The sequence below is a fragment of the Siccirubricoccus soli genome (assembly GCF_024178315.1).
In the GTDB taxonomy this organism is placed as follows: Bacteria; Pseudomonadota; Alphaproteobacteria; order Acetobacterales; family Acetobacteraceae; genus Siccirubricoccus; species Siccirubricoccus soli.
In genome coordinates this window covers 1-19,105 of the sequence record NZ_JAMZIK010000038.1, presented here as the reverse complement: position 1 = coordinate 19,105, position 19,105 = coordinate 1, and the positions used below count along the sequence as shown (strand labels likewise).

Genomic DNA, 19,105 nt, shown 5'->3' with positions numbered 1-19,105 from the left:
CCCGCCCTGGCCAGCCCCGGCTTCGCCGCGGCGCGGGCCCGGCTGGCCGCCGCCGGCTGGGGCCTGGCGCTGGAAGGCCCGGAGGCGACGGCGCTCCCCGGCTTCGACCTCGCCGGCCTGCCGGAGGGGCTGTTGCTGCTGCTGCGCTGGCACCCGGCCCTCGCCGAGCGTCCCGTCCAGGCCGCGCTGCGCCGCGCCGACCCGGCCCGGCTGGTGCTGACCGCGGCGGAGGGGGCGGAGGCGCTGGAATTCGCCGCCCGGCTCGGCATCGCCGCCCTGTCCGGCCCGGCGCTGGAGCCGACCGCCCTTGATCCCCACGCCCCGGTGCCGCGCGGATGATCCCGCGCGCGCCGGACCTGCCAGGCACCCTGCCGCATGCGCTCAGCACCCTCGGCCGCAACGGGGCGGGGGATGCGCTGGCCCTGGCGCAGCTCCTCCGTGGCGTCGTCGCCGCCGGCGTGGTGCGGCGGGCGCTGCATCTCCGCCTCTCCGATCTCGGCCCGGACTGGAACCAGCCGCATCACCGCCGGCTGGTGCGGGAGGCGCTGGAGCCCCTGCTGGCGTCCTCCCGCGCCCAGCTCTTCGAACTGCCGCAGGGCGATCTGGTGGTGGTGGCGCCGCCCTTCACCCGGCACCTGGCGGCGGTGGAGCAGGCCCTCGCCACCATGTTCGCCGCCGATGCGGCGGAGGCCGAGCCCCCAGCCGGCACGCCGCCCTTCGCCGTGCTCCGCCTGCCGGAGGAGGCGGCGGCGCTGCTGGCTGCGGCCGAGGCCGGCTTCGGCGCCAGCCCCGCCGTGGCCCCGGCGCCGGGGGAGGGCGAGGGGGCCGTCACCACCGCCGACCTCGCGGCGCTGGAACTCGGCCTCGGCCATGCCAGCCTGGCCCGCTTCCTCCGCCGCCGCCCGGTCTGCCGGCTGGTGGCGGATGGCGAGGGGGCGGAGATGCTGTGGGAGGAATGGCGCCCGGCCCTCGGCGAGCTGAGCGGGGCGCTGCTCGGCGGCGCCGACCCCACCGCCTCGCCCTGGCTGTTCCGCCGGCTCCGCCGGCTGCTGGACCGCCGGCTACTGGTGGAGCTGGCCCGGCCGGAGGAGGTGCGGCGGCGCGGCCCCTGCGGGCTGAGCCTGGCGCTGGAGACGATCGGCAGCCCGGAATTCCTCCGGCTGGACGGCATGCTGGGCAGCACCGGCCGGGCGGGGGTGGTGCTGGCGCTCGCTGCCGCGGATGCGCTGGCCGACCCGGAGGGGTTCCGCTTCGCCACCGGCTTCTGCCGGGCGCGCGGCTACCGCGTGGCGCTGGAGGTGGCGGAGCTGGCGGCGCTGCCGCTGCTGCCGCTCGACCGGCTGGGCATCGGGCTGCTGCGGCTGCGCTGGTCGCCCGGCCTGCCGCTGGAGGCGCAGCGCCTGCCCGGCGGCCTCGCCGCCTGGCTGCCGAAGGGGCGGGGGGCGGTGGTGCTGGCCGGTGCCGACCGCGCCGCCGCCATCGGCTGGGGATGGGAGGAGGGGATCGCGCTGTTCGAGGGCAGGCTGGTCCGGCCGCGGAGCTGAGGCGGCGGCATCGGCGCCTCGCCCGGCCCGAGGCTGCGGCCGGTGCCCATGGCGGGAAGCCGGGCAAGCCGGAGCTTGCCGCCCGGCCTTCGCAGGGCTTCGAGCGTGTCGGCACTCGGGACCACGGGAGAATGCCCTGCCCTTGAACTTCGGGCCGCATAACTCCGCATGGATCCGCTCGCCGCTGAACGCCAGGCTGGCGCGGGATCGACATCGGCGGGGTTCCGGGATCAGCCCGCCGGGTCCCCAGCCGCCGCCGCGCGGCGGCCAGGGCAGCGTCGGCCGATCCTGGCTCGACCAATCGCGCTCTGGCCCTTTGCCGGATCGCGCGATTCGCGGTTCGGCCGATCCGGCCTCGACCGACTACGCTCCGGGGCCTTGATGCCGTTCCGCCGTGACGCAGCACACAGCCTGCATTGGCAGCGCCGTGGCAACATCGTGCGGCCGGGCTTCGGGCTGCGCGGCCGAAAGCCAGCTTGGCGCGGGTGGCAGGGGGGCGCATATCCGGCGCATGAGCAGTGACGCGATCCACGCCGAGGCGCTGACCAAGCGCTACCGGACAGACGGCCCGCCGGCGGTGGACGGGCTCACCTTCCGCATGCCGCGCGGCGCCACCTGGGGGCTGCTGGGCGGCAACGGTGCCGGCAAGACCACCACCATCGCCATGCTGCTCGGCCTGCTGGTGCCGAGCGGCGGCCGCGTCGCCTGCCTCGGCCACGACATGGCGCGGGACCGGTTCGAGGCGCTGGCGCGGATGAATTTCTCCTCGCCCTACATCGCCCTGCCTGCGCGCATCAGCGTGGCGGAGAATCTCCGGGTCTATGCGCATCTCTACGATGTGCCGCAGGCGGAGCGGCGCATCGCCCAGCTCGCCGAGGAGCTGCAGCTCGGCGAGCTGCTGGACCGCCCGGCGGGCGAGCTTTCCGCTGGGCAGAAGACCCGCGTGGCGCTGGCCAAGGCGCTGATCAACCAGCCGGAGCTGCTGCTGCTGGACGAGCCGACGGCGAGCCTCGATCCCGATACCGGCGACTGGGTGCGCAGCCTGCTGGAGCGCTACCGGGCGGAGAGCGGCTGCGCCATCCTGCTGGCCAGCCACAACATGGCGGAGGTGGAGCGGCTCTGCGGCCATGTGCTGATGCTGAAGCAGGGCCGCGTGGTGGATGAAGGCAGCCCTGCCGCGCTGGTGGCGAAATACGGCAGGGAGGATCTGGAGCAGGTGTTCCTTGACATCGCGCGCGGCCGGCAACGGGCGGTGGCGGCGTGAACCGCGCCGCGCTGCGCCGCGTCTGGGGCCTCGTCTATCGCCACCTGGCGCTCTACCGCCGCTCCTGGCCCCGGCTGCTCGAACTCATGTACTGGCCGGTGCTGCAGATGGTGGTGTGGGGCTTCGTCACCAGCTACGTCGCCGGCATCCAGACCAATGCCGCGGGCCTCGCCGCCGCTGCGCTGCTCGGCGGCGCGCTGCTGTGGGAGGTGGCGCTGCGCGGGCAGATGGGCTTCTCCATCTCCTTCCTGGAAGAAATCTGGTCGCGCAACCTTGGCCATGTCTTCGTCAGCCCGCTGCGGCCGCGGGAGCTGGTGGCGGCGCTGATGGCGATGAGCTTCATCCGCGTGGTGGTGGGCGTCGCGCCGGCGGTGCTGCTGGCCTGGCTGCTGTACTCCTTCGGCCTGTTCCGCATGGGGCCGGTGGTGGTCGTCTTCCTGCTGGCGCTGCTGCTGATGGGCTGGGCGGTCGCGCTCGGCGTCACCTCCCTGCTGCTGCGCTACGGCGCGGGGGCGGAGACGCTGGCCTGGTCCGTGCTGTTCGGCATCGCCCCGATCTCCTGCGTCTTCTACCCGGTGGCGGTGCTGCCCGCCTGGCTGCAGCCGGTGGCGCTGGCCCTGCCTGCCTCGCATGTGTTCGAGGGGATGCGGGCGGCGCTGCTGCACGAGAGGATCGCCTGGGGGCATCTGGGCTGGGCCTTCGTGCTGGATGCCGCCTGGCTGGTGGCGATGGGCTGGGTGTTCATGCGGCAATTCCAGGCGGCGCGGGTGAAGGGGGCGCTGCTGAACATCGGGGAGTAGGCTTTTCCCATGAAACCATTTTGCGGCTTCGTGGGAGCCCCGGATTTCGCCGGGCGTCCAAGGCCACGCACAGGCTTCCGCGGCAAAGCCGCGGAAGGGCAACAGGTGACAGGTCCTGCCGGATGCCAGCCCGGCGAAGTCGAGCGGATCCGGGAGTGATCAAAGATGGCTCACGGCTTAAGGATCCCGTAATCGATCAGTTTCTCCCGTCCGACGTACCCTACAACCGCAGAGAGGCCGAGCGCCGTCAGGCGCAAGCTCTCCTCCAGCGGCGCTTCGCGCGGCTCGACCGGCTCTACAAGCCCGGCGGCAATCATGTCTCCGCCACAGCCATTCTCGATCGCGCACTCCGTGCTGTCGATCATCAGGCGGCGCGGCAGCACCGCGCCGGCCTCCAGCATCACGTTGTTGGCGATGGCGCTCGCGGCGATCGCCTTCGCCATCCGCGGCGTTGGCCTAGGTATCGGCTTTCCTGGGCTCGGCCGAAGCAGGTGGGCGGTCCGGCGCAGGATGCGCCAGGGCTTGATCGGGACGGAATCCTGCCCTCCGGCAATCGCCGCGAGGAAGCGGTTGGCCGCGCGCCGTTCCGGGTCCTCGGCATCGCCGCCAAGGCTCGCGGCATGTCTCGATTGGGTCTCGGCCGATGGGTTCGAGGCGCCCTCGCCACCATCCAGCTGGTTCGTCAGCGGCCCCCGGCCGAGGTCGTGCCGGCCATAGTAGGCGATAAGTTCGCGCTCCCGGGCATGAGCCGCCGCTTCCTCGCTGAAGAAGCTGTCGATCGCATAGGCGACCTCGCCCCCTTCCCGGCGGATGCGCCGAATGAGGTTCAGCTTGTGGCTCACGCGGGTCGTGTTCCAGGCCTCCGCCTCATGCTGGAAGATGCGGCGGCCGATGCCCTTGCCCACGTAGAACGGCGTGCCATCCGGTTCACACAAGACGTAAACGTAGAAGCGGTCGGTGGCGCCGGCGAGCAATGGCATGACGCTGTCGCGCGTCAGCACCCGCAGGTGAGCCCAGCGCGTCGCATCGCCGACATGACGAGGAGCACCCGGATGCGGGGCAGCAAAGCAATCCATCAACGTCCCCCTAGTTGCGAGAACACAAGTGCGGCCACGATCAGCCAGAAGATGATCACCCAGATGCCGCTGCCGGCTGGTGGTTGTCGTTGCATTCACGAGCAATCTCCCCACTTGGCGCGCAGCTCGCGGTGCGCCGCTTCCGCGGTCGCGGCGAGCTCGGCTTGCCAGGCGCGAACCTTCGTCACCATCCGGTTCGCCGCGGCGTGGAGTTGGCCCTTCAGCCCTTCGGACTCGTCCACATGCAGGGCGACCTCGATCGCCTCGGCGAGGGTGCCGGGCGGGCAGAAGATGTCCGGACGCTCACCGGGCGGCTCGGGAGCGAAGGGGCCGAGCGCCACCTCCCACCGCGGCCGGAGCAGCAACTCGCGGCAGGTGCCGGCGGTGACGGGGCGCCAGACGACGTAGTTGTGCTCGAACTGGAGTGGTGCCTCGAGCGCGGCGGGGAACCGCCATGTGGCAAGCCGGGGGCCGACGACTTCCGCAACATGGGGCTCTGCGAGGAAGCCCTCCGGCATATCGTCCGGGTTGCCGCCGTCGAACGGGATGTCGGCAATGCGCCAGACCCCATCCAACTCCACCTCGACCTCGCTCTCGTCCAGGTACAGCCAGGGTCGGCGGATGCGCAGGGGACCTGTCGGCCCGACCAGCTGCATCACGCTGCGGAACTCGAAAAGAGCCACGGGCGCCATCAGACTGTCGGCCGGACCGATGGCGAGGCGCGCTTCGCGCAGCACCGTCATGCGCACGGGCATCATCTCGCCCGTGTCACGGACCGTGAGATTGCGCTCCACGGTGGCCGATTTCGGCTCGGTGAAGAGCACGACGGAAGGGATAGGCGGGAATTCGTCGGCGTGCTCGTTCCAGTTGGCCAGAGGTTGGCCAAGGAGCCGGCCTGAGGACGGGCTGATGGCGTCCGCGGCCAGGTCGTAGCGGCCATGGAGCGCGACGAGGCGTTCCATGTGCGCCTCCAGCCCCTCGGCACACACGACCGCATCGGCGAGGGCGTGGAGGGTATCCGAAAGGATGACCCAGAACGCCTCCAGCTCCGGCCCAGCCGCCTCGCCGCGAAGCTGTGCATACACTAGGTGGCCGAAGCGAGTGTCGCGGAAAGCCTCGAGCAGCACGTCGTCAGCGGAGGAGCCGGTCGCCTGCGCGATCTTTTTCGCGTACTCGAGGAGCTTCTTCGGTGCCTTGATAACCTTAAGATCGCCCCGGCGCCGCGCCGGGTTGTCAGCGTTCGGCCAGATCCGCCGGCAGATCACGTCCACACCGCCCCGCCCCAGCTCTTTGGCGCAGCGATCTATGATATCGTTCAGGTGAGCAGCCACACGCTCGCTCTCACCGGACGCGAACGTCACCTTTCCCTCCGCGATAATCTTGCGCAGCAGCGCGGCCTCGGCCGCGCGGGCCCTCTTTTGCTCCTCCTTACGCCTCTCTTGCTTTTCCTTACGATCGCCTTTGTCGGCAGCTCGGGGTGCAGCCTCGGCCACCTGCGCGCCCTGTTGCTCAGGACGATTGGGAAATTGCACGATGTCGCCCATGATCAGGCGGCCTGCTGGGCGCGCGTCGGCAGCTGGCGGCGATAGCGGCGCCCGGCTTGGCCGCGCGGCCGGAGGATGGTCACCACCCCATGCTCGCCCAGCACCGCAGCGAGCCGGCGGGCCCGCGCGACCGCGTCCGGGTCAGCCCCCTCCGCGACCAGCATCGCTGCGGTATCCCGGCCGAGGCGGACAGTGGTGCAGCCCTCGCCGGCATGCACGGCGAGGTCGCCGTCGTGCAGCAGGATGGATGCAACGTCCGGCGTGATGCCGCGGGCGGCGCACCGCGAGAGGGCATGGCGGGTGAGGAGCGGGAGGGCGCTGGGTTCGGTCACGTCGGGAGCTCCGTTTGACCCGCGAACCATCTCACACAGGGGAGACAATTTCATTCCGGACTCCGGAGAATTCCTCGGCAAAATTCCGGAAGGATCCTGCCGGGCGTGACCGTGGCTGCCTGAGGCATACCCGGTATCTCACCTGGTCCCGATGTCAGTCCGCAGCGCGGGGCAGCATCCGCGTCACCCGCCAGGGATGCCACCGCTCGCCCCTACGCGCGGCGTGTGGAACCGCGGGCGGCGAGTGCGTCGGCGAACTGCTGCCGCGTGGTGGCGTCAGCCCATGGTACGCTTCCTCGCCCGGGACGGTGGCGCTACATCCGGGGGACATGCCCGAAACCCGCCTCTTCCTCATCCGCCACGCCCTGGTCGAGCCCTCCGCCCGCCTGACCTTCTACGGCTCCATGGACGTCGCCCTCTGTGAGCTGGCGCTGCGGCAGGAGGCGGCGCTCTATCGCTGGCTGGCGGGGCGGCTGCCGCGGCCGGCGCATTGGGTTACCTCCCACCTCGCCCGCACCAGGGCGACCGCGGCCGCCATCTTCGCCGCCGGCTACCCGGAAGCCCCGCTGGCCACCGAGCCGGACCTGGCCGAGCAGCATCTGGGCGAGTGGCAGGGCATCCCGCATGAGGCGCTGGCCGAGCGGCTGCGCCACCCGCCCCACCCCTTCTGGCCGCATGCGGCGGAGGAGCGCCCACCGGGCGGCGAGAGCTTCGCCGAGATGCAGGCCCGCGTCGCCCCGGTGCTGGAGCGGCTGGCGGAGACCCATGCCGGACAAGACATCGTGATCGTCGCCCATGGCGGCTCCATCCGGGCCGCGCTGGCGCATGCCCTCGGCCTCACCCCGCACCAGGCGCTGATCTTCTCCATCCGCAATCTGGGCCTGACCCGGCTGGAGAAACACGGCGCCGACTGGCGCGTGGCGACGGTGAACGAGGAGCCCTGGACCCCGCCCGCGGGCTGACCGCCCGGAAATTTGGACAGCGCGAGCAAAATCCGATACAAGCACGGAAATTCCGGTGCTTGGCGGGGGGGCTTCATGCGCCGTCTGATAATTCTCGGCATCACCCTGGCCGGACTCGCCGGCTGCGCGGGCAGCCCGAGCGGAGGCGAGGAACAGGCGCTGGTCGATCGCGCCACCCTCACGGTGCAGGACATCCTGGGCGGGGGGAACGACCATCTGGACGCCGCGCGCATGCTGCGCCGGGCCCGCGCCGCGCTGGTCTGCCCGCGCATCTTCCGCGCCGGCTTCTTCTTCGGCGGCGAGGGTGGCGGCTGCGTGCTGGTCGGGCGGGATGCCGCCGGCTCCTGGTCCTCGCCGGCCTTCTACTCCATCGGCTCCGGCAGCTTCGGCCTGCAGGCGGGCATCCAGGATGCCCAGATGCTGCTGCTGATCATGAACGACCGGGCGCTGAATGCGGTGCTGGACAGCCAGTTCAAATTCGGCGCCGATGCCTCCATCGCCGTCGCCACCATCGGCGGCTCGGTGGAGGCCTCCACCACCGCGGCGGTGGGCGCCGACATCCTCGCCTTCGCCCGCACCCGCGGCCTCTTCGCCGGGCTGACGCTGGAAGGCTCCCTGCTCTCCTCGCGCAGCGAGTGGAACCGCAGCTACTACCAGCAGGATGTCTCCGCCCGGCAGATCGTGGTGGCGATGCAGGCCTATAACCCGGGCGCCGACCCGTTGCGGGCGGCGCTCATGCGCTTCGGCTCCGGCGGTCCCGCCGCGGCGGCCGCCCCAGCTCCGGCGCCGGCCTATGGCAACCCGGCCGGCACCCCCGCCCCCGGCACCACGCTGGGCAGCGGGCCAGTGCAGCGCGGCGCCCTGCCGCCATTGCGCTGAGGCGGACCATGCGCGCCCTGCTGCTGCTGGCCGCGCTGCTCCTCGCCGCCCCGGCCCGGGCGCAGGACCAGGCGGAGGCGCAGGCGCTGGTGGACCGCGCCACCCTGACGGTGCAGGAGATCATGGGGGTCGAGCCGGGCGCGGAGGACAGCCGCGACCTGCTGCGCCGCGCCCGCGCCGCCATGGTCTGCCCGCAGCTCTTGCGCGCCGGCTTCTTCTTCGGCGGGGAGGGCGGGGGCTGCGTGCTGCTGGCGCGGGATGCCGCCGGCTCCTGGTCCTCGCCGGCCTTCTACGGCCTCGCCTCCGGCAGCTTCGGCCTGCAATTCGGCATCCAGGACGCGCAGGTGCTGATGCTGATCTTCACCGAGAAGGGGCTGAACGCCGTCCTCGACAGCCAATTCAAGTTCGGCGCGGATCTGTCCCTGGCTCTGGCCACGGTGGGGGCGGGGGTGGAAGGATCGACCACCGCGGCGGCGGGGGCGGATATCCTGGCCATCGCCCGCACCCGCGGGCTGTTCGCCGGGCTGGCGCTGGAGGGCTCGCTGCTCAGCGCCCGCAGCGACTGGAACCGCGCCTATTACGGGCAGGAGGTCGGGTCGCGGCAGATCGTGGTGGCGATGCAGGTCTACAACCCAGGGTCCGACCCGCTGCGGGCGGCGCTGATCCGCTACGGCCAGGGCGGGGCGGCCGCGCCGGCGCCCACCCCTGCCTCGCCGCCGCCGGCGGAGGTGGCGCCAGGGCCGGGGCTGGGGGCGGTGCAATCCTCGCCCTTGCCGCCGATCGCGGGGCCGCGGCGGTAGCAGCCTGCCACATGGCGGTGTTCCGCCAGGGCGCGGAGGACGCCTCCGCCTGACCGTGAGGGCCGCTCATGCCGGCGGCGCGAAGGGATGGCCGCTACCGGCCCGCGGGCGGGCGGCCGTTTCCTGGACCTGCGCGCCAGAACCGGCCCCGGTCCTGGGTTCCAGCTCCCGGCCTTTGACCTTCGGCTTTCGCGCCGGCCGGCTTGCGTCATCCTGGCAGGACCGCGACCTTCTCCGGCCGATACCCCTTGCCAGCCTCTTACACGGCCCTGTCCCGCCAGACCCCGGCGACGCCCCCGCAGCCACGGCCGCCGAGCCGCATGAGTCCGCGCAAGGTTCCAACCTTCTGACTCCCACAGGGGTCCGGGGAGGGGTCCCCTCCCCGGCGGGGTGCAGGGGCCGAGCCCCTGCCGAGGGCCTCGGGGGCGGAGCCGACGATCTCCGCCCCTTGTTTGGCCCAGCCGGCATCCCGTTCTATGCCACCGCCATGTGCCGCCTTCTGCTCGCCCTGCTGCTCCTCCTCGCCGCGCCGCTGGCCCGGGCGGCGGAGAGCGAGGCGGTCACCTCCCCCCGCGCCACTGTCACCCTCCTCGCCGCCCCCGCTGCCGTGGCGCCGGGGGAGGAGTTCCGGCTCGCGCTCCGCCTCCGCCTCGCCCCCGGCTGGCACAGTTATTGGCGCAATGCCGGGGATGCCGGGGCGCCGCCGGAGGTGACGCTCAACCTTGCCGCCACCCCCATCGAGTGGCCGGCCCCCCGCCGCATCCCCTTCGGCCCGCTGGTGAATTTCGGCTATGAGGGGGAGGTGCTGCTGCCCTTCCGGGCCACCACCCCCGCCGGCCTGCAGCCCGGCGAGACGCTGGCGCTGGAGGCAGAGGCAAGCTGGCTGGTCTGCGAGCAGGTCTGCATCCCCGAGGAAGGCCGCTTCCGCCTGGAACTGCCGGTGGCCGCCACGGGGCGCCCCGACCCCGCCCTCGCCCCCCTCTTCACCGCCGCCGAGGCCGCCGCGCCGCGCTCCTCCCCCTGGCCTGCCCGGGCCGCCATCGCCGGCACCAGCGGCAGCCTGACACTGGAAGGCGAGGGCCTGGCCCCCGGCGCCATCCGCGAGGCCTTTTTCTTCCCGCAGGAGAGCGGCGTGCTGGAGAATGCCGCGCCGCAGCCCCTCGGCCTCGGCGCCGGGCGGCTGACCCTCGGCCTCACCGCCATGGCCGGCGCCGCGCCGGCGCGGCTGGAGGGGGTGGTGGTGCTGACCGATGCCGCCGGGGTGCGCGCCGCCTATCAGGTCTCCGCCCCGGTCGGCGGCGTGCCGGAGGCGGCGCCGCCTGGCCTGCCATTGGCCCGGGCCCTGCTCTTCGCCCTGCTCGGCGGGCTGTTGCTGAACCTGATGCCTTGCGTCTTCCCGGTGCTGGCGATGAAGGCCATGGCGCTGGCCCGGCTCTCCGGCGCCGCGCGGGCGGAGGTCAGGGCGCATGCCGCCAGCTACACCGCGGGGGTGCTGGCCACCTTCCTGGCCCTGGCGGCGCTGCTCATCCTGCTGCGGCAGGCCGGGATCGCCGCCGGCTGGGGCTTCCAGTTCACTGCCCCGGCCTTCGTTGCCCTGCTGGCTTGGCTGATGCTGGCGGTGGGGCTGAACCTTTCCGGCGTCTATGCGCTGGGCGGGGCGGTCTCGGCCGGCGGGGCGCTGGCGGCACGGGGCGGGCATCTCGGCAGCTTCGCCACCGGCGCGCTGGCGGTGCTGGTCGCCACCCCCTGCACCGCGCCCTTCATGGCGACGGCGGTCGGCACCGCCCTGGCCCTGCCGGCGCCGCAGACCCTGGCGGTCTTCGCCGCGCTCGGGCTGGGGCTGGCCCTGCCCTATGCGCTGCTCGGCCTGTTCCCCGGCCTGGCCCGGCACCTGCCGCGGCCCGGCGCCTGGATGGAGCGGCTGCGCCAGGGCCTCGCCTTCCCGATGTATGCCGCCGCCGCCTGGCTGGCCTGGGTGCTGGCGCAGCAGGCGGGGCCGGAGGGGCTCGGGCTGCTGCTGGCCGGCGCGGTGCTGACCGGCTTCGCCGCCTGGGCGCTCGGGCTCGCCCAGCGCAGCGTGGCGGCTGGCCGCCGGGCGGGGCGGGTGCTGGCGGTCCTGGCCGGGCTCGGCGCGCTGGCCCTGCTGCCGGGCCTCGCCGCCGCGCCGCCGCCTGCCGTGGCGGCGGAGGCGGGGGAGGAGCCCTGGTCCGCCGCCCGCGTCGCCGCGTTGCAGGCGGAGGGGCGGCCGGTTCTGGTCAACCTCACCGCCGCCTGGTGCATCACCTGCCAGGTGAATGAGCGGCTGGTGCTGCGCACCGCCCCGGTGCAGGCGGCGCTCTCGGCCCGCAACGCCGCCTACCTGAAGGGCGACTGGACCAATGGCGACGCCGCCATCACCGCCCTGCTGCGGGAGCATGGGCGGGAGGGGGTGCCGCTCTACCTGGTCTATCCGCCGGGCGGCGGCGTGCCGGAGCTGCTGCCGCAGGTGCTGACGCAGGGGATGGTGCTGCGGGCGCTGGGCGCGGGATGAGGCCGCGCCTCCCTATCCTCGGCGCCTCGGGCAGCGGCACCACCACCTTGGGGGCGGCGCTGGCGGCGCGGCTCGGCCTGCCGCACCGGGACACGGACGCCGTCTACTGGCTGCCCACCGACCCGCCCTTCACCACCCCACGCCCGGTGGCGGAGCGGCTGGCCCTGGCCGATGCCGCCCTGCCCGCGACGGGGGGCTGGATCCTCTCCGGCTCCGCCCTCAACTGGGCCGCGCCGCTCGAGCCCCGCTACACGCTCATCGTGTTCCTCCGCCTCGATCCCGCCCTGCGCATGACCCGGCTGCGGGCGCGGGAGGCGGCGCGCTACGGCGCCCGCATCGCCCCGGGCGGCGACATGGCGTCAACCAGCCAGGCCTTCCTCCGCTGGGCCGCGTCCTATGACAGCGCCGGGCCGGAGCAGCGCAGCCTGGCGGCGCATGCCGCCTGGCTGGCCGACGCAGCGCGCCCCGATCCTCCGCCTCGACTCGGCACGGCCGGTCGAGCGGCTGGTGGCGGCGGTGGTGACGGCGCTCTGAGGCGCGGGGTGGCCGCCCCGGGCGGCACGTTGGACGTTGCGTGTCATCGTCCCGTCTCCGACTCGTCATTGCCGCGTCGCGGGTCGCGGAGTATCGCCAGACGATATGGAAGCCGTGGCCCGCGCCCCCATCGACGCCCCCCTCCCGCCCCGCCGCCTCCGGCGCCGATCGCCAATGGGCTTCCGCAACCGCCTGCCCGGCGGGCGGTTGTTCGAGGTGCTGGAGGAGCGGCCCCTCGGCGGCCGGCTCCGCGCCATCCGCCGCATCCTGCTGGTCCTGCTCTGGACCGCCATCGCCCTGCCGATCCAGGCGGTGCTGATCCTGTTGCCCGGCCGGCCGAAGATCGCCTTCGCCCGGATCTACCACCGCGTCCTCTGCGCCCTGATCGGCCTCCGCCTGCAGGTCATCGGCACCCCGCCGCCGGGAGCGCGCACCCTCTACCTTTCCAACCACTCCTCCTGGCTCGACATCCTGGTGCTCGGCGCGGTGCTGGAGGCCTGCTTCGTGGCGAAGGGGGAGGTCGGCACCTGGCCGCTGATCGGCTGGGTGGCGAGGCTCGGCCGCACCGTCTTCGTCACCCGCAGCCGCGGCACCACGGGGCGGGAGGCGGGGGAGATGCGCCGCCGCCTCGGCGAGGGGGACAGCCTGATCCTCTTCCCCGAGGGCACCAGCAACGATGGCACGCGGGTGCTGCCCTTCCGCAGCTCCTTCCTCGGCGTGGCCGATGCCGCGGCGCAGGTGCAGCCCGTCTCCGTGGTCTATGACCGGCTCGGCGGGCTGCCGGCCTGCCGGCGGGACCGGCCGCTCTTCGCCTGGTACGGGGACATGGACATCGGCAGCCATTTCTGGCGCCTGGCCCGGCGCAGCGGCACCCGCGCCACCGTGCTGCTGCACCAGCCCTTTCCGCCGGAGAGCGTGCCGGACCGCAAGGTGCTGGCCGCCACGACCTGGCGCATCGTCTCCGAGGGCGCCGCCGCGCTGCGGCAGAACCGGCCGGCCGTGCCCTTGCCCGCCCCCCGGCCGCGGGGGATCGGGGCCGCCCGGCGCGACGAAACCCGCGCTTGACCGCAGGGCCTCCATTGCCCGACTCTCCTGGCGTGAGACGATTCGCCGGGCCCCTGGGGCCGCGACCGGCTTGACCGCGGCGCGCGGCCTTCGCATTTCCCGCCTTTCGGCCGCCGCCCCCGGCGCGCGGCCCGGCGGAGTTGACACCCAAGATGACCACTGAGGGCCAGGCCCCCCTGGCGCCCCCCGCGAGGAAGCGCCTCTTCATTCGCACCTGGGGCTGCCAGATGAATGTCTATGACAGCGCCCGCATGGCGGATGTGCTGGCGCCCCTCGGCTACGCCCCGGCCGAGGCGCCGGAGGGGGCCGACATGGTCATCCTCAACACCTGCCACATCCGGGAGAAGGCCAGCGAGAAGCTGTTCTCCGAGCTCGGCCGGCTGCGCGAGCTGAAGAAGGAGAAGGCCAGCAGCGGGGAGAAGCTGGTGCTCGCCGTCGCCGGCTGCGTCGCCCAGGCGGAGGGAGCCGAGATCACCGCCCGGGCCCCCTGGGTGGACATCGTCCTCGGCCCGCAGACCTACCACAAGCTGCCGGAGATGGTCGCCCGCGCCAGCCGCGCCGCCGGCGCCGTGATCGAGACCGATTTCCCGGTCGAGGACAAATTCGACCACCTGCCGGAGGTGGCCGCCCCGCAGGGCGTCACCGCCTTCCTGACGGTGCAGGAGGGCTGCGACAAATTCTGTTCCTTCTGCGTCGTTCCCTATACCCGCGGCGCCGAGTATTCCCGCCCCGCGGCGGCGGTGCTGGCGGAGGCGCGGCGGCTGGTGGCGGCGGGTGCGCGGGAGATCGCGCTGCTCGGTCAGAACGTGAATGCGTATCACGGGGAGGGGCCGGATGGCCGCGCCTGGGGCCTTGGCCGGCTGCTGCGGGAGATGGCGGACATCCCGGGCCTGCTGCGGCTGCGCTACACCACCTCCCACCCCCGGGACATGGATGACGACCTGATCGCCGCCCATGCCGAGCTACCGATGCTGATGCCCTTCCTGCACCTGCCGGTGCAGAGCGGCTCGGACCGGGTGCTCCAGGCCATGAACCGCGGCCATGGCGTGGCCGAGTTCCGCCGGGTGGTGGAGAAGCTCCGGGCGGCGCGGCCGGACCTCGCGCTTTCCTCGGATTTCATCGTCGGCCATCCGGGCGAGACGGCGGCCGATTTCGCGGCGACCATGGCGCTGGTGCGGGAGGTGGAGTTCCCGCTGGCCTACAGCTTCAAATATTCCCCCCGGCCTGGAACCCCGGCCGCCGGCGCGCCACATCAGGTGCCGGAGGCGGAGAAGGATGCAAGGCTGCAGGCGCTGCAGGCCCTGCTCCGGGAACAGCAGGCGGGCTTCAACCGTTCACGCGTCGGCATGACCATGCAGGTGCTGATTTCCGGCCCCGGCCGCCATCCCGGCCAGGCGGCCGGCCGCTCCCCCTGGCTGCAGCCGGTGCACCTGCCCGGCGACGCCGCCGCGCTGCTGGGGCGGGAGGTGCCGGTCACCATCCTCGCCGCCCATCCCAATTCCCTCTCCGGCCTGCTGGCGGCCAGCGAGGGTGGCCACAACGCCCAGCCGAGAGAGGAGCCCGCCCCCGCTTGACCCCCGCCGCCATCGCCATCCGGCCCGGAGAGGGGCGCGCCATGCTGCGCCCCTCGCCACCTCCCCCCGAACAGCGCAGCATCACGCTGCAATTCGACGACAACGCTTTGCTCCCCCTGCTCTACGGGGAACATGACCGCCATCTGGCGCGCATCGAGCAGCGATTGGGGATCAGGCTCGGCTCGCGCGGCAACCGGCTGACCATCGCGGGGCCCCAGGCCCCGACCGAGGTGGCGGAGGCGGCGCTCAGGGCCTTGTGGCGGCGATTGGAGAAGGGCCAGGGCGTGACGACGGCGGATGTGGAGGCGGCGCTCCGCATGGCGGAAGGGGAGGCGGAGAACGACCCCCGGCTGCCGTTGCAGGACATGCCGGAGATCCGGACGCGCAAGGGCGCCATCGCCCCCCGCACCCCGGCCCAGGCGGCCTATATCGAGATGCTGGCGCGGCAGGAGATGGTCTTCGGCATCGGCCCGGCCGGCACCGGCAAGACCTATCTGGCGGTGGCCCAGGGCGTGGCCCTGCTGCTGGCCGGCAGGGTGGACCGCATCGTCCTCTCCCGCCCGGCGGTGGAGGCGGGGGAGCGCCTGGGCTTCCTGCCCGGCGACATGAAGGAGAAGGTGGACCCCTATCTCCGCCCCCTGTATGACGCGCTCCACGATATGATGCCGGCCGACCAGGTCGCCCGACGCATTGCGTCGGGGGAAATCGAGGTCGCGCCCCTGGCCTTCATGCGGGGACGCACGCTGGCGCATTGCTACGCCATCCTCGACGAGGCGCAGAACACCACGCCGGCACAGATCAAGATGTTCCTGACCCGGATGGGGGAGGGGACGCGGATGGTGATCACCGGCGACCCCACCCAGGTGGATCTGCCGGCGGGACAGAAGAGCGGGCTCGCCGACGCGCTGCGCATCCTGGACGGGGTGCCGGGCATCGGGGTGGCCCGCTTCGACGAGCGCGACGTGGTGCGCCACCCGCTGGTGGCGCGGATCGTCGCGGCCTATGGCCGCGCGGAAGAGCATGCGGCCTATGGCCGGGCGGAAGAGCATGCGGCCTATGGCCGCGCGGAGGAACGCGCGGCTTATGTGCGGACCGATGCCGAGGCTGCGGAAACGCAGGCGGAGCGTCGGGGGAAGAAGGAACGCGATGGAACCGGGAAGTAGGTCACCCGGCGAGGCGCGGGGCACGCCCCCCGCCGATGCCGGGTTCTCCGAGGGGGATGAGGCGGCGGATACCGGGCTGACGGTCTCGGTGATCCTCGAGGCGCCGGGCTGGCGGCGGGCATTGCCGCGGGTGGAGGCGCTGGCCAGGCGCGCGGCGGCGGCCGCCCTGGCCGAAAGCGGCACCACCGGCCATGTCACCGTGCTGCTGGCCGATGACCGCGCGCTGAAGCGGCTGAACGCCGAGCACCGCGGCAAGGAGAAGCCGACCAACGTCCTCTCCTTCCCCGGCTACGGGCCGGAGCATCTGGGCGACATCGCGCTCGCCCTCGGGGTGGTGGCGCGGGAGGCGAAGGCGGCCGGCAAGCGGCTGGCCGTGCATTTCGCCCATCTCGTCGCGCATGGCACGCTGCACCTCATCGGCCATGACCACCTGACCGCCGGCGAGGCGCGGCGCATGGAACGCGCGGAAGCCCGCGCCCTGCACCGGCTGCGCCTGCCCAACCCCTGGCGCGGGGTGGGCGCATGAGCGTGAGCAATGGCGAGCAGAGCCGGCGCGAGGGCATCCTCTGGCGCCTCCAGGGCCTGCTGCGGAAGCGGGAGGCCGAGAGCGTCCGCGACCGCATGGAGGAGCTGATCGAGGAGGAGCCGCGCGAGCACCGGCCGGGCGACCCCGGGCGCGACGCGGATGACGACCTCGACGCGCAGGAACGCGCCCTGCTCGGCAATGTGCTGAAGCTGCGGGGCAAGACGGCGCTGGACGTGATGGTGCCGCGCGCCGACATCATGGCGATGCCGGAGGATTTCACCCTGGAGCAGGCGATCCGCCTGATCCAGCGGGACGGCCACAGCCGCTACCCGGTGTTCCGCGGCCAGCTCGACGAGATCGTCGGCATGGTCCACATCAAGGATGTCTTCGCCGCGGTGGGGCGGGAGGGTCCCTTCGAGATGAAGGCGATCCTGCGCAAGCCGCTCTTCGTCGTGCCCTCCGTCCCCGTGCTGGACCTGCTGCTGCAGATGCGCACCGCGCGAATCCACATGGCGCTGGTGGTGGACGAGTATGGCGGCATCGACGGGCTGGTGACGATCGAGGACCTGGTCGAGACCATCACCGGCGACATCTCCGACGAGCATGACGAGGACGTGCCGCCGCAGATGGTGGAGCGGCCGGACGGCACCATCGAGCTGGATGCGCGCACGCCGGTGGAGCTGTTCGAGAGCCGGATGGGCCCGGTGCTGACCGATGAGGAGCGGGCCGCCGACATCGACACCATGGGCGGTCTTGTCTTCACCCTGGCTGGCCGCGTGCCGGCGAAGGGGGAGCTGGTCTCGCATTCTTCCGGCCTCGAATTCCGGGTGCTGGACGCCGATCCGCGGCGCATCCGCAAGCTGCGGGTGCGGCGGCCGGGGGCGCAGGGCGGGAGCCAGGCGCAGAAGCAGGCGGCGGAGTAGGGAACCGCGGGACGGTTCCCGGCGCTGACGCCCTTGTCAGGGGAGCCTTGCCATGCCGTTCAAGGGCCGGCCGCCCGGCCACGGATCGGGCGACATCTCGCGCCGCACCCAGGCCTTGCGCCCCGCCCTGGCGCTGACCGCGGCGGAGGCCAAGCGCGCCCGCGCCCTGCGCCGCCGGGGCCATGCGCCGGAGGAGATCGCGGCGCATTTCAAGGTGCCGGTGGAGGAGGTGGAGAAGGTGCTGCTGCAGATGCGCAGCCCCCGCCCGGAGAGCACCCGCGGCACGCTGAACGTGACGCTGGCCGCCCATGCCTTCGTGATGAAGGAGCGGATCGGACGCGAGCCGCTCTGGGTCACCATGGACCGGCTGCTGGACGAGCTGATCCGGCTGCGGGCGCAGGTGAAGCCGAAGCGGCGCACGGCGAAGGCCGAGGAAGAGGCGCCGAGGCTGCTTTAGTTCCCCGCGGCGTCGCTGCGCGCCGCCGTGGGGGCCCCGATGGTGGCTTCCTTCCCCATGGGTCGCACAGCCTGCCGCGGCAAAGCCGCGCCAGGGCACCGGGCGGCGACAGCTTCACTCTCCGCCTGTCGGTCGGCCACCTGCCGCGCCCTTGCCGCGTTCAGGCGTGATGGACACGGAGAAGGACCCCTTCGACATCGACCGCGTGTTCCGCCTGCTGCGGCAGGCGGTGGCGGGGCTGCCCAAGGCGGCGATGTTCGCGCTGCGTGATGCCGGCTACGCCTCCCCCTTCGAGCAGCTCGTCGCCGCGCTGATCTCCGCCCGCACCCGGGACGAGACCACCATCCCGGTTTGCGAGCGGCTCTTCGCCATGGCCCGCACGCCGGCGGCGATGGCGGCGCTGGACGAAGCCACGCTGGTGCGGCTGCTGCACGGCGCGACCTTCCCGGAGCCCAAGGCGCGCGACATCCTCGCCCTCTCCCGCCAGATCGCGGCGGCCGGGGAGGTGCCGGCGACGGCGGAGGGGCTGACGGCGCTGCGCGGTGTCGGCCCGAAGATCGCCGCGCTGACGCTGGGGGTGGGCTTCGGCATTCCGGCCATCTCCGTGGACATCCATGTCCACCGCATCGTCAACCGCTGGGGCTATGTCGCGGCCTCGACGCCGGAGCGGACGATGAAGGCGCTGGAGCAAACGCTGCCGCCGCCCTACTGGATCGAGCTGAACGAGCGGCTGGTGCCCTTCGGCAAGCACATCTGCACCGGGGAACGGCCGCGCTGCTCCACCTGCCTGCTGCTGCGGCAGTGCCGGCAGGTGGGGGTGACGGAGCATCGGTGAGGGGTGGGGGCTCTGCCCCTGCACCCCGCCGTGGGGGGGACCACCCCCCGGACCCCGGTCCGAGTTTGCTGGTTCAACCCGCCGACTCAGACCGGGGTCCGGGGACCGGTCCGGTCCCCGGCGGGGGTTCGGGGGCAGCGCCCCCGATCTACTCGTCCCGCCGCGGCCGCGCCAGCAACTGCTCCATCGCCGCCGGCACCGTCAGCTCGCCCGCCACCAGCGCCGCCACCGCCGCGCAGATCGGCAGCTCCACCCCGGCGGCCGTGGCGCGCGCCACCAGGGCCGGCGCCGTTGCCA

18 protein-coding genes and 1 pseudogene are annotated in these 19,105 nt (G+C 73.1%); 16 read left to right on the top strand and 3 right to left on the bottom strand.

The window, feature by feature from the left end; translation table 11 throughout:
- From NJ376_RS06925 to NJ376_RS06910, 4 genes are all read left to right on the top strand, one after another.
- Nucleotides 1–339: hypothetical protein (locus tag NJ376_RS06925; protein WP_370288024.1), on the top strand; the 339-nt coding region annotated here is incomplete at its 5' end.
- Nucleotides 336–1,544 carry a hypothetical protein gene (locus tag NJ376_RS06920; RefSeq protein ID WP_252952520.1) on the top strand — a complete coding sequence of 403 codons (1,209 nt, stop codon included), beginning with the start codon at nt 336–338 and terminating at the stop codon, nt 1,542–1,544. The genes NJ376_RS06925 and NJ376_RS06920, both read left to right, overlap by 4 nt.
- 511 nt (nt 1,545–2,055) lie before the next feature.
- On the top strand, nt 2,056–2,808 hold the full coding sequence (locus NJ376_RS06915) for an ABC transporter ATP-binding protein (protein ID WP_252952519.1): 753 nt from the start codon (nt 2,056–2,058) through the stop codon (nt 2,806–2,808).
- Complete coding sequence (locus tag NJ376_RS06910) at nt 2,805–3,608, top strand: ABC transporter permease (protein ID WP_252952518.1); 804 nt, start codon at nt 2,805–2,807, stop codon at nt 3,606–3,608. The genes NJ376_RS06915 and NJ376_RS06910 overlap by 4 nt, the downstream gene beginning before the upstream one ends.
- Before the next feature lie 170 nt (nt 3,609–3,778).
- On the opposite strand, the gene NJ376_RS06905 is transcribed toward NJ376_RS06910, so the two are convergent.
- The 3 genes from NJ376_RS06905 to NJ376_RS06895 are packed head-to-tail and all read right to left on the bottom strand — an operon-like array spanning nt 3,779 to nt 6,560.
- Nucleotides 3,779–4,783, bottom strand: coding sequence for a GIY-YIG nuclease family protein (locus NJ376_RS06905; protein WP_252952517.1), 1,005 nt, complete (start codon nt 4,781–4,783; stop codon nt 3,779–3,781).
- Nucleotides 4,780–6,228, bottom strand: a complete 1,449-nt coding sequence (locus NJ376_RS06900) for a hypothetical protein (RefSeq protein ID WP_252952516.1) — start codon at nt 6,226–6,228, stop codon at nt 4,780–4,782. The genes NJ376_RS06905 and NJ376_RS06900 overlap by 4 nt, the downstream gene beginning before the upstream one ends.
- 2 nt (nt 6,229–6,230) lie before the next feature.
- Entirely contained in the window at nt 6,231–6,560 is a 330-nt protein-coding gene (locus NJ376_RS06895) for a hypothetical protein (protein ID WP_252952515.1), read from the bottom strand.
- Nucleotides 6,561–6,889: 329 nt separating this feature from the next.
- On the opposite strand from NJ376_RS06895, the gene NJ376_RS06890 reads away from it, so the two are divergent.
- The 12 genes and pseudogenes from NJ376_RS06890 to NJ376_RS06840 all read left to right on the top strand — a co-directional run bounded on the left by NJ376_RS06890 (nt 6,890) and on the right by NJ376_RS06840 (nt 18,808).
- Nucleotides 6,890–7,522 (top strand): histidine phosphatase family protein, encoded by a 633-nt coding sequence (locus tag NJ376_RS06890; protein ID WP_252952514.1) that lies wholly within the window; start codon nt 6,890–6,892, stop codon nt 7,520–7,522.
- Between the two features lie 75 nt (nt 7,523–7,597).
- Nucleotides 7,598–8,401, top strand: coding sequence for a lipid-binding SYLF domain-containing protein (locus NJ376_RS06885; RefSeq protein ID WP_252952513.1), 804 nt, complete (start codon nt 7,598–7,600; stop codon nt 8,399–8,401).
- 8 nt (nt 8,402–8,409) lie between these two features.
- Nucleotides 8,410–9,201, top strand: a complete 792-nt coding sequence (locus NJ376_RS06880) for a lipid-binding SYLF domain-containing protein (protein WP_252952512.1) — start codon at nt 8,410–8,412, stop codon at nt 9,199–9,201.
- 487 nt (nt 9,202–9,688) lie between these two features.
- On the top strand, nt 9,689–11,731 hold the full coding sequence (locus tag NJ376_RS06875; protein WP_252952511.1) for a protein-disulfide reductase DsbD family protein: 2,043 nt from the start codon (nt 9,689–9,691) through the stop codon (nt 11,729–11,731).
- Nucleotides 11,728–12,132, top strand: a pseudogene (locus NJ376_RS29200) (hypothetical protein); the annotation flags it as partial. The gene NJ376_RS06875 and the pseudogene NJ376_RS29200, both read left to right, overlap by 4 nt.
- A 307-nt stretch (nt 12,133–12,439) precedes the next feature.
- On the top strand, nt 12,440–13,330 hold the full coding sequence (locus NJ376_RS06870) for a lysophospholipid acyltransferase family protein (protein WP_252952510.1): 891 nt from the start codon (nt 12,440–12,442) through the stop codon (nt 13,328–13,330).
- Nucleotides 13,331–13,482: 152 nt separating this feature from the next.
- Nucleotides 13,483–14,904, top strand: a complete 1,422-nt coding sequence (miaB, locus tag NJ376_RS06865) for a tRNA (N6-isopentenyl adenosine(37)-C2)-methylthiotransferase MiaB (protein ID WP_252952509.1) — start codon at nt 13,483–13,485, stop codon at nt 14,902–14,904.
- A 41-nt stretch (nt 14,905–14,945) separates the two neighbouring features.
- Nucleotides 14,946–16,067 (top strand): PhoH family protein, encoded by a 1,122-nt coding sequence (locus NJ376_RS06860; protein WP_252952521.1) that lies wholly within the window; start codon nt 14,946–14,948, stop codon nt 16,065–16,067.
- Nucleotides 16,051–16,593, top strand: coding sequence for an rRNA maturation RNase YbeY (gene ybeY, locus NJ376_RS06855; protein ID WP_252952508.1), 543 nt, complete (start codon nt 16,051–16,053; stop codon nt 16,591–16,593). The genes NJ376_RS06860 and ybeY overlap by 17 nt, the downstream gene beginning before the upstream one ends.
- Nucleotides 16,590–17,516, top strand: a complete 927-nt coding sequence (locus NJ376_RS06850) for a hemolysin family protein (RefSeq protein WP_252952507.1) — start codon at nt 16,590–16,592, stop codon at nt 17,514–17,516. The genes ybeY and NJ376_RS06850 overlap by 4 nt, the downstream gene beginning before the upstream one ends.
- A gap of 52 nt (nt 17,517–17,568) precedes the next feature.
- Nucleotides 17,569–17,973 (top strand): hypothetical protein, encoded by a 405-nt coding sequence (locus NJ376_RS06845; RefSeq protein ID WP_252952506.1) that lies wholly within the window; start codon nt 17,569–17,571, stop codon nt 17,971–17,973.
- 169 nt (nt 17,974–18,142) lie between these two features.
- Nucleotides 18,143–18,808, top strand: coding sequence for an endonuclease III domain-containing protein (locus NJ376_RS06840; RefSeq protein ID WP_252952505.1), 666 nt, complete (start codon nt 18,143–18,145; stop codon nt 18,806–18,808).
- Nucleotides 18,809–19,105 lie beyond the last annotated feature (297 nt).

Bases quoted from the DNA above. Each gene is read 5' to 3' on its own strand.
- NJ376_RS06870 (WP_252952510.1), top strand. From the start codon at position 12,440: ATGGGCTTCCGCAACCGCCTGCCCGGCGGGCGGTTGTTCGAGGTGCTG.
- NJ376_RS06850 (WP_252952507.1), top strand. From the start codon at position 16,590: ATGAGCGTGAGCAATGGCGAGCAGAGCCGGCGCGAGGGCATCCTCTGG.
- ybeY (WP_252952508.1), top strand. From the start codon at position 16,051: ATGGAACCGGGAAGTAGGTCACCCGGCGAGGCGCGGGGCACGCCCCCC.
- NJ376_RS06840 (WP_252952505.1), top strand. From the start codon at position 18,143: ATGGACACGGAGAAGGACCCCTTCGACATCGACCGCGTGTTCCGCCTG.
- NJ376_RS06920 (WP_252952520.1), top strand. From the start codon at position 336: ATGATCCCGCGCGCGCCGGACCTGCCAGGCACCCTGCCGCATGCGCTC.
- miaB (WP_252952509.1), top strand. From the start codon at position 13,483: ATGACCACTGAGGGCCAGGCCCCCCTGGCGCCCCCCGCGAGGAAGCGC.
- NJ376_RS06890 (WP_252952514.1), top strand. From the start codon at position 6,890: ATGCCCGAAACCCGCCTCTTCCTCATCCGCCACGCCCTGGTCGAGCCC.
- NJ376_RS06875 (WP_252952511.1), top strand. From the start codon at position 9,689: ATGTGCCGCCTTCTGCTCGCCCTGCTGCTCCTCCTCGCCGCGCCGCTG.
- NJ376_RS06900 (WP_252952516.1), bottom strand. From the start codon at position 6,228: ATGGGCGACATCGTGCAATTTCCCAATCGTCCTGAGCAACAGGGCGCG.
- NJ376_RS06915 (WP_252952519.1), top strand. From the start codon at position 2,056: ATGAGCAGTGACGCGATCCACGCCGAGGCGCTGACCAAGCGCTACCGG.
- NJ376_RS06845 (WP_252952506.1), top strand. From the start codon at position 17,569: ATGCCGTTCAAGGGCCGGCCGCCCGGCCACGGATCGGGCGACATCTCG.
- NJ376_RS06880 (WP_252952512.1), top strand. From the start codon at position 8,410: ATGCGCGCCCTGCTGCTGCTGGCCGCGCTGCTCCTCGCCGCCCCGGCC.
- NJ376_RS06860 (WP_252952521.1), top strand. From the start codon at position 14,946: ATGCTGCGCCCCTCGCCACCTCCCCCCGAACAGCGCAGCATCACGCTG.
- NJ376_RS06885 (WP_252952513.1), top strand. From the start codon at position 7,598: ATGCGCCGTCTGATAATTCTCGGCATCACCCTGGCCGGACTCGCCGGC.